The following is a 12649-nucleotide window of genomic DNA, read 5'->3' on the forward strand; positions in this document are numbered from 1 at the left end:
AAAAAAAAAGCGACCAGGAAACCTGATCGCTTTCAAAGATTATAATCCTTAAATTGTTCCTGCTTCTTCTCCAGCAAAACCCTCATCAACAACAATTCTTCCGCAATGCTCGCAAACAATAATACGCTTACGTTGACGGATATCTAATTGTCTTTGTGGTGGAATCTGGTTGAAACATCCTGCACAAGAATCACGCTTGATGGTTACAACTGCCAGTCCGTTTTTAGCATTTTTGCGTAAACGGTGATAAGCAATTAATAGGCGCTCTTCAATGTGTTTTTCAGCTTCTTCGGCTTTAGCAAGAATACTAGCTTCTTCCTTTTCAGTTTCAGCAGTAATGGTTTCTAACTCAGCTTTCTTAAGCTCAAGATCTTTTTTACGTTCTGTAATAACTTCTAATGCTTTTTCATACACTCCAGTTTTGTTCTGAATGTCGAATGAAAACTCTTTAATTTTTTTCTCAGAAACCTGGATTTCCAAACCTTGAATTTCAATTTCCTTAGAAATTGCATCGTATTCACGGTTGTTTTTTACATCGGCAAGTTGGGTTTCATACTTCTTCGTAGCGGCAAGAGCATCTTTAATCATGTTCTTGCGGGTAACGATTGAATCTTCAAGCTCATCAAGCTCAGACTTTATTTTCTGAATTCGGGTTTCTAGACCTGCAACCTCATCTTCAAGGTCTGAAACTTCCATTGGGAGTTCACCTCTTGTCTGGCGGATCTTATCGATCTGCGTATGAAGGGTCTGAAGTTCGAATAATGCTTTTAATTTATCTTCTACTGATTGTTCCATTAAATCAAATAATTTATGGGGTTTGTGTTCTGTAACGTTAAACGGAGGGCAAAGTTACTAAATTTTTCTTTAATTAATTCCAACAATAATTCCTGTGTAAACTGCTCACTTTCAAAATGTCCCACATCGGCAATAATAAGTTTTGCTTCCGCATCAAAAAACTCATGATATTTATAATCTGCTGTAATAAATATATCGGCACCCGCACGTATAGCATTCTTTAAAAGAAAGCTTCCTGAACCGCCGCAAACCGCAACTTTCCGAATTTTTTTTGATCTAAAATTCGTGTGACGTATTAGCTTTGCACCCAATTTTTCTTTTATAAATTTTAAAAATTCAAGCTCATCCCAATCACGATCTAAATCGCCAATCATGCCTGCCCCAACCTCTTGATATTGATTACTAAGGGGGTAAGTTGAATATGCAACCACCTCATATGGATGTGCTTGATGTAAAGAATGTACAATTTTTGCTTCCAAAGAGGTGGGATAAATGACTTCTATTCTAGTCTCAGCAACCTGACTTTGTATGCCTATTTCTCCGCTAAATGGGCCCGCACCTTCCTCTGGTTTAAAGGTACCCATTCCCTCTAAATTAAAGCTGCACTCCGAATAATTGCCGATTGATCCAGCACCTGCATCAAACAGGGCTATACGAATCTTATCTGCGTATTCTGTCGGACAAAAAGTTACTAATTGCTTTAATATATCACTTTTGGGACTTAAAATAGTTGCTTTCTGGATGCCAAGTTTATCACAAATTTTCTTATTTACACCAGTAATTACATGATCTAAATTGGTATGGATCGCGTAAATGGCAATATCATGCTTAATAGCCTTCATCACCACACGTTCCACATAACTAGCACCATTAAACTTTTTTAGTCCCTTAAAAACTATTGGATGATGAGATATAATCAAATTGAATCCAAGCTCAATTGCCTCATCTACAACGGATTCTATACAGTCAAGGGAAATGAGGGCACCAGAAATTTCCATCTCAGAATTCCCTACAATTAAACCTGAATTATCGTAATCTTCCTGATATGCTAGGGGTGCAATTTCTTCAAGAAAGGTGGTTATTTCTCTTAATTTCATGATCAAAGATAATCTATAAGTTTAACCAGTGCCAAATTCTAATTGGGCTTGTTTAAACCGGGATTTGTTCATTCATAAATATCACGTCTAATTCCTATATTTGTATTGAAAATCAGGGCGTGAACATTCGGGATATTTTAATTCAGTATAAATCGGACCCCCGCATTGCCATTCTGGCAGAAGCCCTTAATAAAGGTAGGAAAAAACGGGTTCATTTAAAGGGTTTAGTCGGATCAAGTGATTCGATCATTGCTATTGCTACGTACTTTTTATTACATCGTCACATGGTTTTTGTTCTTCCCGAACGTGAAGAAGCCGCCTATTTTTTAAGTGACCTTGAAAACCTGCTCGAAAAAGAGGTTTTATTTTTCCCATCTTCTTTTAGAAAATCGTTTGAATTTACACAAGTAGATAGTAGTAATGTACTACAGCGTGCGGAGGTTTTAAACGAATTAAATCATGCTAGCGAATACGGAAAAATTATCGTTACTTATCCTGAAGCTTTGGCTGAAAAGGTAATTGACCGTCAGGCTCTTGAAAAAAACACATTAGAAATTGCTGTTGGAAATAAGTTAAGCATCGAATTTATCAATGAGTTTTTAATTGAATATGATTTTGATCGCGTTGACTTTGTTTATGAACCTGGTCAGTTTTCTGTCCGGGGGGGCATTGTAGACATCTTTTCATTTTCTCATGATTTACCCTATAGAATTGAGTTTTTTGCAGACTTTATCGAAAGCATACGAACTTTCGAAATTGAAAATCAATTATCCGTAGAACAGGTAAAAAGCATTACCATTGTCCCAAATGTTCAATCCAAATTTTTAACCGACCACAATATTTCACTGCTAGAATATATCGATCAGGATAGCATGATTTGGTTTAAGGATGTAGAATTTACCTTAGATGTGATCAAAACCGGCTTCAAAAAAGCGGTAGAGTTTTGGAAAGCATTGCCAGCAGAGGATAAAAAGCAAAATCCGCAATGGATTGATCCTAAATTCAATTTTACTGATCAAAAAATGCTTGCCGATCAGCTCAATGATTTCGATGTGATTGAGTTTGGAAAGCAGTTTTTTTATAGTGCCGACGAGACAATTGTTTTCGATACCAAGCCTCAACCTTCTTTCAATAAGGATTTTAACCTGCTGATTCACAACTTCAAAGAAAACGAAAAGATAGGCACCGAAAACCTAATCTTTACGGATTCTACCAAGCAGATTGAACGTTTATACAGCATTTTTGAAGACCTAAAAGCTGGAATTCAATTTAAGCCTATCCACCTTTCATTGAGGGAAGGTTTTATTGATCACGGACAAAAGCTAGCTTGTTATACCGATCATCAAATCTTTGATCGCTATTATAAGTACAAGTTAAAAAAGGGTTACATTCGTAGTCAAGCAATTACCCTAAAAGAGCTTCGCGACCTAAAACCAGGGGATTTTATCACACATATTGATCATGGGATTGGAAAATATGCTGGTTTAGAAAAGGTAGATGTAAATGGCCGCTCGCAGGAAATGATACGTTTGGTTTATGCCGACAACGACCTCCTCTATGTGAATATTAACTCACTTAATCGAATTTCAAAATATTCGGGGAAAGAGGGAACGGTTCCCAAAATGAATAAACTTGGAACAGATACCTGGGAGAAGTTAAAAAAGACGACGAAAAAAAAAGTTAAAGATATTGCCCGCGATTTAATTAAGCTTTATGCTTTAAGGAAATCGCAATCCGGAACAGCTTTTTTACCAGATACTTACCTACAAACAGAATTGGAGGCATCTTTTATTTATGAAGATACTCCCGATCAGGTAAAAGCAACGGCTGATGTAAAAAAAGATATGGAATCGCCGCATCCTATGGATCGATTAGTGTGTGGTGATGTAGGCTTCGGAAAAACCGAAATCGCAATTCGTGCAGCATTCAAAGCCGTTACCGATAGTAAACAGGTTGCTATTCTTGTCCCGACCACCATTTTAGCATTACAGCACTTTAAAACTTTCACCGCCCGCCTAAAAGATTTTCCTTGCAATATTGATTATATCAATCGCTTTAAATCGGCAAAGCAAATTAAAGAGACACTAGAAAAGCTTGCCGAAGGAAAAGTGGATATTATCATTGGTACTCACCGTATTGTTAGTAAGGATGTGAAGTTCAAAGATTTAGGTCTTCTGATAATTGATGAAGAGCAAAAGTTTGGAGTTGGAGTAAAGGAAAAGTTAAAGCAATTTAGGGCCAACGTAGACACCTTAACTTTAACAGCAACACCCATACCAAGAACACTTCATTTTTCATTAATGGGGGCTCGCGACTTAAGTATTATCAGTACTCCACCTCCAAACAGACAGCCCGTAGTAACCGAGCTTCATGTCTTTAATGAAAAGTTGATAAAGGAGGCTGTGGAATTTGAGATTGATCGTGGGGGACAAATATTTTTCATTCATAACCGGGTGCAAGATTTAATGCAATTGGGCGGATTAATAAATACATTGGTCCCAAAAGCTAGGATAGGAATTGCACACGGTCAGCTAGAGGGGGACGCTTTGGAGGATGTAATGCTCAAGTTTGTTGGTGGAGAATACGACGTTTTGGTAGCAACAACAATTATTGAGGCAGGTTTAGATATCGCTAATGCGAACACCATTTTAATCAATCATGCACACATGTTTGGCTTGAGTGATTTGCATCAGATGCGCGGTCGTGTTGGTCGTTCAAACAAGAAAGCCTTCTGCTATTTATTGAGTCCGCCACTTTCCACCCTAACCAATGAAGCGCGTAAAAGGCTAAGTGCCATTGAGGAATTTTCGGATTTAGGTAGTGGATTTAATGTAGCTATGCGCGATTTAGATATCCGTGGAAGTGGAAATCTTCTTGGAGCCGAACAAAGTGGATTTATTGCCGAAATTGGATTTGAGATGTATCATAAAATCCTCGATGAAGCCATTCAGGAATTGAAAGAAGATGAGTTTAAAAATCTATTTAGTGATGAAAAACCTCGTCCCTTTATCTCTTTTACTCATGTGGATACTGATTTAGAGGTAATGATCCCTGACGAATATGTCACCAATATTGCCGAACGCTATAATTTATACACTGAGTTATCTAATATTGAGGATGAATTAGCTTTAGATGCCTTCCGACAAAAATTGGCAGATCGCTTCGGACCGGTGCCGCAGCAGGTAATTGAATTAATTAATACCTGGCGACTTCAATATCTAGGTAAAATGATTGGGTTTGAGAAAATATCTCTTAAAAAAGGTGTTTTAAGGGGGTACTTTATAAGTAATAAGCAATCCGCGTATTACGAAACCGAACAATTTGGACGTGTGTTATCATTTCTAGAGGCACATCCAAGAATCAGCAATTTAAAGGAGGTTAAAAACACTCTTAGGCTTGCTATTGAACATGTAAATACCTTAGATATTGCTATTGAAATGCTTCAAGAAATAGTAATAAATCCCATAAATTCTAATTAGCCAACTGAAAAGTAACTGGGAGAATATAAGTAGTTCTGACAGGATAACCCTTTACATAACCTGGTTTCCAATTGGGGCTTAATTTAAGGACGCGTATAGCCTCTTCGTCACAGCCAGCTCCGATTCCTCGAATTACTTTAAAATCGCTTAAGCTGCCGTTTTTTTCAATTACAAATCCAACATAAACCTTTCCCTTTATTTTATTTTCTCTAGCTTTTGCTGGGTACTTTAATCTTGAGGCCAAAAACATGGCCAAAGCTTTTTGTCCGCCGCGATACTCTGGAACAGACTCCACATTTCCTGAATCGTAAAGCTTAGCATCATCCAATGCTTCTACTTTTTGTGATTCTGGGGTGGATTGAACATCCTTAGCACTTACTTTGTTTTCATAAACATTATTGCCATCCCCCAAAGAACTTGTATCGGCTTGATAAGAACGTGGCGACTCCACCAAATTCAATATTTCGGTTTCCCTCAATGAGCTAATTTTACCCTCCTCATTAATGATCATTTCATAACGAATATCAGCACTAACATCTAAATTACGTGAGGGTTGAAAATAACTAACACGAGTTAAGTAATTTGCTATAATTTCATTACCGTTTCGTTCAAAATCAAGAGAGAAAACATCCCAGGTTAGATCGAAATTCTTCATGTCGGCTAAACGCTTCCAATGAATTTCCTTAATTCGTTGATAGGTAAGATTATGGAAGTTATAATAGGTTTGAGTAATCGGAGGAAAATAACTTGGTGGGTCAAAATACCCCTTTTTCTGATCATTATAAAAAACCTCAATAAACTTAATGAGGGAGCTTCTTACCTCTTCATCATTCATAGCCAAATTATCATTCAAAACATCCGAGTTGGCTACAAGCTCGGCCACATTATCGTTCTTTTTTGAAGAAAAAATGCTAGTCGCATCGTCCACATAAAAGGTTAGGTAGCCCATGATTAAAATGATAAGACCCAAACCAATAACCATGTACCATAAGGAACGATCGGGTTTGGGTTCTATTTCAGATCCAGAATAATGCGGTGTGTTCTCCATAAATTTATTTCAGGGTTTTAGATTAAAAACCGTTCCAATTTTAAAATCTTACAGACTAATTAATTGTAAATAAAAATAAACCAAGGGGGCGGCAATCAACAAACCGTCAAAACGATCTAAAAATCCACCATGGCCCGGTAAAAAAGTACCAGAATCTTTAGTTGAGAGGCTACGCTTCAGCATAGATTCGGATAAATCGCCTAGAGTGCCGGTAACAGCAATAATTGAGGCAATAACTAACCAATGAATAAGCGAAAGTTCAGTAAAATAAAGACTCAAAACATAAGCTGCCAATGCGCTACAAATTAATCCACCCACAAAACCCTCCCAACTCTTTTTAGGCGAATGCCTTTCAAAAAGGCGGTGTTTCCCAAATTGAACGCCAAAAATATAGGCTCCAGTATCACTCGACCAGAGCATCAATAAAAATGCCAATGGATAATGAAAGGAATACTGCCCATCGCGAAAAGCCATAGCATAGAAAAAACAGAATGGAATGGCCGCATAAACAAGGCCGAAAAGCGTGTAAGCAATATTATGAAATGGGTTTTTATGGTGTTTATATAATTCTGAAACAATCAGTAAAATCCCAAAAGGAATACAAAAAACTAAATATTTAAAGTCTTGATTAGCTAAAAAATGTGCTATTAAGGGAATGATTATGCTAATTAAAAACAATAATCCTGTGCTTAAATTAGGCCTTACCTCATCCGTTTTAACCAGTTTATAAAATTCAAGTGTACACAGAATTGAAATCAGAATAAAAAATAGCGTAAAGGTATTGGCATCCACCAAAACCAATCCTAAAACCACTGCCGCAAAAATAAAACCCGTAATTGCCCTTGTTTTCATTTACAATTCGTTTTCTGTGATGATGCTCTTTGCATTTGCCAAATTACTCTCATGAATATAAACCTCCACCTCGCCAATACGATATGGGAAACCCTGTTTGTTGATAATTATGGCATCAATTTCATGATCAATTAATACCTGCCGAACCAATTCTGATTTAAAAAAATCTGCTGAGGTGTAAACCTTAATCCAATCTGCTTCCATCCGATAATTCTATTTTGTTTTCACTTATTTTAACTGTGTAGTTATGAAAATACCACAAAAGACCCACAAAAGCGACTGTACTTGCAATTAAAACAGGCACATTCACAGGGTCAGGTTCAAATGCCTGATCAATTGATTTACCTTCTAGCTGTAAAACATAAGCACCCACCGTAGCCACTGCATTATTTAAAAAATGAGCCAAAATGGGAAGCCAAATACTGCCACTCCAAACCAATAAATAGCCAAACAAAGCTCCTAAAAACATGCGTGGAAAGAAGCCATAAAATTGAAAATGAATGCCGCTAAATATTATTGCGCTTAACCAAATTGCTAAATGATAATTACCTGTCCAGCGACCCAAAATCTTTTGCAAACTTGCTCTAAATACCAATTCTTCGCCCAAAGCAGGAATAATAGCCAGCATTAAAACATTGAGAAGCAAAAGATTAAAAGAGTCCATCACAAGAAATTGTTTGGTCATTTGAGTCATTTCCGCCTCTTTAAGCCGCATCCAAGCCTCAACTTCCTTCAATGCTTCCGGTAAAACCATGTTTTTATTTGTTTCATTGATGAATTCCATCAAGGGACTCATGCTAAACATAATTGCTATGGTTAAAACAAACAAAAGGGGATTAACCTTTTTAAAGCTCAAAAACCCAATCCAGTTCTTACTTTCAGTCTTTGCAAAAATGATTGAAGCCACTACAAACATCCCAAAAGAAGAGAAAATTTGAATAATTCTAAGGATTTCAAGCGAAAAGGACCCATTAATAGCTCCTTGAGTAATAGAATCTACTCCGTAAACTGCAATGGAAATAATAAGGGCTAAAATGCTAAAAACAATTGCACAGCCTAGAAACAATAAAAATAATATAAGCAATGACCCTAAAGGATGACGCTCTTCTGACCCTGATTTAAACATGCTAATAATTTATTTGTAATTTTGCATTTACATGACCTAATAAAATCATGTAAAAATACAAGTTTGAAAGATAGCTAATGTCTGTAAAGATAGGAAATATAGATTTAGGGGAATTTCCACTTTTACTCGCTCCAATGGAGGATGTAAGTGACCCCCCATTCCGTTTTGTTTGTAAACAAAATGGTGCTGATATGATGTACACCGAGTTTATCTCTTCCGAGGGACTAATTCGTGATGCAGCAAAGAGTCGCGCAAAACTCGATATTTTCGAATATGAACGTCCCATCGGAATACAGATTTTTGGGAGTGAAATTGAAAGCATGAGCGAAGCAACACGTATTGCTACCTTAGCCCAACCCGATTTAATTGATATAAATTATGGCTGCCCAGTGAAAAATGTGGCCTGCCGTGGTGCTGGAGCAAGTTTACTCCAAGATATCGACCGAATGGTTTTAATGACCAAGGCAGTTGTGGATGCAACGCATCTACCAGTTACGGTTAAAACAAGACTCGGTTGGGACGACAATACCAAAAATATTCGTGAAGTTGCCGAACGATTGCAAGATGTTGGTATTCAGGCACTAACGATACATGGTCGTACACGCGCTCAGATGTATAAAGGAGAGGCCGACTGGACTTTAATACGTGAAATTAAGAGAAACCCGAGAATAAAAATTCCAATTTTTGGCAACGGTGATGTAAATTCAATTCAAAAAGCTGCCGATTGGCGCATGGAATATGAAATTGATGGCATCATGATTGGCAGAGCTGCCATTGGTTACCCATGGATTTTTAGAGAAATAAAGCATTTTTTTAAAACAGGCGAATATTTAGCAGAACCAACCATTGCAGAAAGAGTAGATGTTTGCAAAACACACCTTGATAAATCAATTGCTTGGAAGGGTAATAAAACCGGTATTTTTGAGATGAGAAGGCACTATGCCAATTATTTTAAGGGAATTCCTGATTTTAAAGAATATCGAATGAAGTTGGTTTCTCTCGAGAATATTGATGATATTTATTCTGTTCTGGAAGAGATTAATGAGCGTTTTCAGACTGAGGCGGTTTAATTTTATCGTTTATAAAAAATAAGATGATGGTAACCAAGATTACTGAAGGTGTTAAAGTGTCGGTAGAAACTATTTACCAGCCGGAATATTCAAATCCGGTTAATGAACATTTCATGTTTGCATATCGTGTGAAAATTGAAAACATGGGTGACTACACGGTGCAATTAATGAGTCGTAAATGGATCATATTTGATTCCAATGGCACAAAACGCCAGGTAGAAGGAGAGGGTGTTGTTGGACAACAGCCCATTATTGAACCTGGAGAAAACCACGAATATGTTTCAGGATGTAATTTAAAAACTGATATTGGAACCATGAAGGGTTCTTATGAGATGCTTAGAGTAGTTGACGGACAAAAATTTCAAGTTAAAATCCCCGAATTTCAATTAATAGCACTTTATAAATTGAATTAGAATTTTTCCCATAAAAAAGCCCCGAATAGATTTTTCATCCATTCGGGGCTTTTTATTTTAGAGCAAATTACTCTTCTCTTCTTCCCATCAACATGCTCGCATAATAAACTAAAGTAGCTAATGAACTTAAAGCCGCAACTACATAGGTCATTGCTGCCCACCATAATGCATCTTTAGCTTGATCGTTTTCCATCTCGGTTTGCATAATTCCGCGATTAGTTTGCAGCCAAGCTAATGCGCGATTACTTGCATCAAACTCCACCGGCAAAGTGATAAAAGCAAATAGGGTAACTACTGCTAAAGCCACAACACCAATGGCAAGAACGGTAATATTTCCTGAGAACATTAGAAGCATTACGCCAATCATTAATGCCCACTGCGTAATTTTTGAAGCCACATTTACTGCAGGCACAACAGCAGATCTAAACTTTAACCAGCTATAAGCCTTCGCATGCTGAACAGCGTGTCCACATTCGTGAGCGGCTACTGCTGCTGCTGCAACGCTTCTGCCATGGTAAACCTCCGGACTCAAATTTACTGTTCGATCTGCTGGATTATAGTGATCGGTTAATTGACCTTCCACAGAAATAATCTGTACATCAAAAACACCATTATCCTTTAACATTTTATCTGCGATATCCTTACCACTCATACCCGATAATAAAGGCATTTCGGTGTATTGCTTAAATTTACTTTTGAAACGCCATTGAACTGCAAAACTTACCACAGCAATGACTATCATTAAAATTATTCCCATCGTTTCTGTTTTTTAATAAATATCTGTCAAAAATTATTCCGAATAAAAATAATCACAAATATTTTATCTTTAAAAATATATGGAAAATACTTTTTCTTATTGGGAACAAGGGGCATTTTTTAAGGGTTTTGATGTGCTAATTATTGGAAGTGGGATTGTGGGACTTAGCGCTGCTCTGAATTTGAAATCCAAGAATCAGAAATTAAAAATAGGTATCCTTGAGTCTGGTTTTTTACCCTCAGGTGCGAGTACCAAAAATGCGGGTTTTGCTTGTTTTGGAAGTGTTTCGGAGCTAATTGATGAGCTAAACTCCTCGGGCGAAGATGAGCTACTAAAGCTCGTAGAAATGCGCTGGATTGGCTTGCAGAAATTGAGAAAAAATCTAGGCGACAAAGCAATATGCTTTAATCAGTTTGGTGGGTATGAGTTGTTCAGAAACAATGAGGCAGAACTAGCAAATTCATGCATAGAAAATATACCCTATTTAAATAAAATTCTTAGTCCCATTATAGGAACTACTGACATTTTTGCAGTTAATAATCATGAAATAGCAAGTTTTGGATTTGCAAATAGTACGCATCTTATAAAAAACAAGAATGAAGGTCAAATAGATACTGGTAAGATGATGCATGCATTGCTCTCAAAAGTTCAAGGGATGGGTATCAGTATTTTCAATAATTGCCGAGTAGAAAAAATTGAATATGATACGAAAGAGAAAATACTTATAAGCAATCAAGGAAGGTTTTTAACACGCAAGGTGATTCTAGCAAGCAATGCTTTTATTAAAGATTTATTTCCTGAGGTGGATGTTAAACCAGGAAGGGGCCAGGTTTTGATTAGTGAAGAAATAAAAAATCTTAAAATTAAGGGTTGTTTTCATTATAATCGTGGATTTACCTATTTCAGAAATATAGATAATCGGGTACTTTTAGGAGGCGCTAGAGACCTTGATTTTGAAGGGGAAGAAACTTATAATATGGGTATTACAAACACCATACAAAATGCTTTGGAAAAATTATTAGAAGAGGTAATTCTTCCAAATCAAAAGGTGAAAATTGAATCACGATGGAGTGGGATAATGGGATTTGGAAGTGAATTAAAGCCAATTGTAAAGGAATTGAAGTCTGGAATTTTCTGTGCGGTGCGCTGTAACGGAATGGGTGTTGCTATGGGGAGCCTACTTGGAGAACAGGTTGCTGAGCTAATCGATATTTAATTAATTATTTTTATAAAAAATCTTATACATGGATATTTACGCGTTAATTGCCGGTTTAATTATTATCATAGCTTTTATCTTTTATCGAACTAAGCCCAAAGCTATGGGAATAAATATGGCCGAACTTGATGAATTAAAGATTGCCAAAGCTAGAGCCGAAGAAAGGGGTGAAAACCTAAAAACCGAATTATCAAACTTAAAATTTGAATTAGAGTCTGAAAGGAAAAAACTTTCCGAAGTCTTACAATCTTTGGAAAGTTCACGTGCCTACTTAAAATCGCAACAAGAGAAAATTGATGAACAGAAGGAGGAAATTAGAAATAATCAGGAGAAATTTAATAAAGATTTTGAGCTAATTGCAAACCGAATTTTAGATGAAAAAACTAAAAAGTTCACCGAAGAAAATCGCCAAAATTTAGATATTATTTTAAACCCTTTCAAGGAGAATATTAAAGCTTTTGAAGAAAAAGTGGAGAAGGTTTACAAAGCGGAGTCGGATGAAAGAAATATGTTAAAAGGACATATCAATCAATTGATTGAGCAATCGAATCTCATGAATCTAGAGACTAAAAACCTCACCAATGCCCTAAAGGGCGATAATAAAAAGCAGGGGAATTGGGGTGAGATGATTTTGGAAAGGGTTTTAGAAAGATCTGGTTTGGTGAAGGATCGCGAATATAGAACACAAGCTACACATCAGTCTTCTGAAGGACAAAACTTCCAGCCGGATGTAATTATTGATCTTCCTGATGATAAACACCTCATTATCGACGCAAAAGTTTCATTAATTGCCTAT

Annotated in this window: 12 protein-coding genes; 5 read left to right on the forward strand and 7 right to left on the reverse strand. The window is 36.7% G+C overall.

Annotation, left to right across the window (positions count from 1 at the left end):
* Positions 1 to 48: 48 nt before the first annotated feature.
* Together ACIQ0D_RS01455 and ACIQ0D_RS01460 are read right to left on the reverse strand one after the other, a co-directional pair.
* Complete coding sequence (locus ACIQ0D_RS01455) at positions 49 to 795, reverse strand: zinc ribbon domain-containing protein (protein WP_291399711.1); 747 nt, start codon at positions 793 to 795, stop codon at positions 49 to 51.
* Positions 795 to 1892: a Nif3-like dinuclear metal center hexameric protein gene (locus ACIQ0D_RS01460; protein WP_395802396.1), complete on the reverse strand. Its 1098-nt coding sequence runs from the start codon at positions 1890 to 1892 to the stop codon at positions 795 to 797. Before ACIQ0D_RS01460 ends, ACIQ0D_RS01455 begins: the two co-directional genes overlap by 1 nt.
* 119 nt (positions 1893 to 2011) lie before the next feature.
* Here ACIQ0D_RS01460 and mfd point away from each other — a divergent pair, with 119 nt between their 5' ends.
* The gene (mfd, locus tag ACIQ0D_RS01465; RefSeq protein WP_395802398.1) at positions 2012 to 5371 is read left to right on the forward strand and encodes a transcription-repair coupling factor; all 3360 of its coding nucleotides are present in this window, start codon (positions 2012 to 2014) and stop codon (positions 5369 to 5371) included.
* On the opposite strand, the gene ACIQ0D_RS01470 is transcribed toward mfd, so the two are convergent.
* From ACIQ0D_RS01470 to ACIQ0D_RS01485, 4 genes are read right to left on the reverse strand one after another with little or no spacing between them, the layout of a single operon-like run.
* A complete protein-coding gene (locus ACIQ0D_RS01470; protein WP_395802400.1) occupies positions 5364 to 6419 on the reverse strand; it encodes an energy transducer TonB in 1056 nt (351 codons plus the stop codon). The genes mfd and ACIQ0D_RS01470 overlap by 8 nt on opposite strands.
* A gap of 48 nt (positions 6420 to 6467) precedes the next feature.
* Entirely contained in the window at positions 6468 to 7271 is an 804-nt protein-coding gene (locus ACIQ0D_RS01475; protein ID WP_395802402.1) for a phosphatidate cytidylyltransferase, read from the reverse strand.
* Positions 7272 to 7475, reverse strand: a complete 204-nt coding sequence (locus ACIQ0D_RS01480) for a putative signal transducing protein (protein WP_395802404.1) — start codon at positions 7473 to 7475, stop codon at positions 7272 to 7274.
* A complete protein-coding gene (locus ACIQ0D_RS01485; protein ID WP_395802406.1) occupies positions 7456 to 8397 on the reverse strand; it encodes a lysostaphin resistance A-like protein in 942 nt (313 codons plus the stop codon). Before ACIQ0D_RS01485 ends, ACIQ0D_RS01480 begins: the two co-directional genes overlap by 20 nt.
* A 77-nt stretch (positions 8398 to 8474) precedes the next feature.
* Between ACIQ0D_RS01485 and dusB the strand changes: the two genes are divergently transcribed.
* Positions 8475 to 9467, forward strand: coding sequence for a tRNA dihydrouridine synthase DusB (gene dusB / locus ACIQ0D_RS01490; RefSeq protein WP_395802408.1), 993 nt, complete (start codon positions 8475 to 8477; stop codon positions 9465 to 9467).
* A 26-nt stretch (positions 9468 to 9493) separates the two neighbouring features.
* Positions 9494 to 9880: a Co2+/Mg2+ efflux protein ApaG gene (gene apaG / locus ACIQ0D_RS01495; protein WP_395802414.1), complete on the forward strand. Its 387-nt coding sequence runs from the start codon at positions 9494 to 9496 to the stop codon at positions 9878 to 9880.
* A gap of 67 nt (positions 9881 to 9947) precedes the next feature.
* Here apaG and ACIQ0D_RS01500 read toward each other — a convergent pair whose 3' ends face one another.
* Entirely contained in the window at positions 9948 to 10637 is a 690-nt protein-coding gene (locus tag ACIQ0D_RS01500; RefSeq protein ID WP_291399693.1) for a zinc metallopeptidase, read from the reverse strand.
* Between the two features lie 79 nt (positions 10638 to 10716).
* Between ACIQ0D_RS01500 and ACIQ0D_RS01505 the strand changes: the two genes are divergently transcribed.
* Both ACIQ0D_RS01505 and rmuC read left to right on the forward strand, forming a co-directional pair.
* Positions 10717 to 11853 (forward strand): NAD(P)/FAD-dependent oxidoreductase, encoded by a 1137-nt coding sequence (locus tag ACIQ0D_RS01505; RefSeq protein WP_395802410.1) that lies wholly within the window; start codon positions 10717 to 10719, stop codon positions 11851 to 11853.
* Positions 11854 to 11881: 28 nt separating this feature from the next.
* The coding region (gene rmuC / locus ACIQ0D_RS01510) for a DNA recombination protein RmuC (RefSeq protein ID WP_395802412.1) at positions 11882 to 12649 on the forward strand (768 nt) is incomplete at its 3' end.

Origin of the sequence: Daejeonella sp., assembly GCF_044342615.1 — a bacterium.
In the GTDB taxonomy this organism is placed as follows: Bacteria; Bacteroidota; Bacteroidia; order Sphingobacteriales; family Sphingobacteriaceae; genus Daejeonella.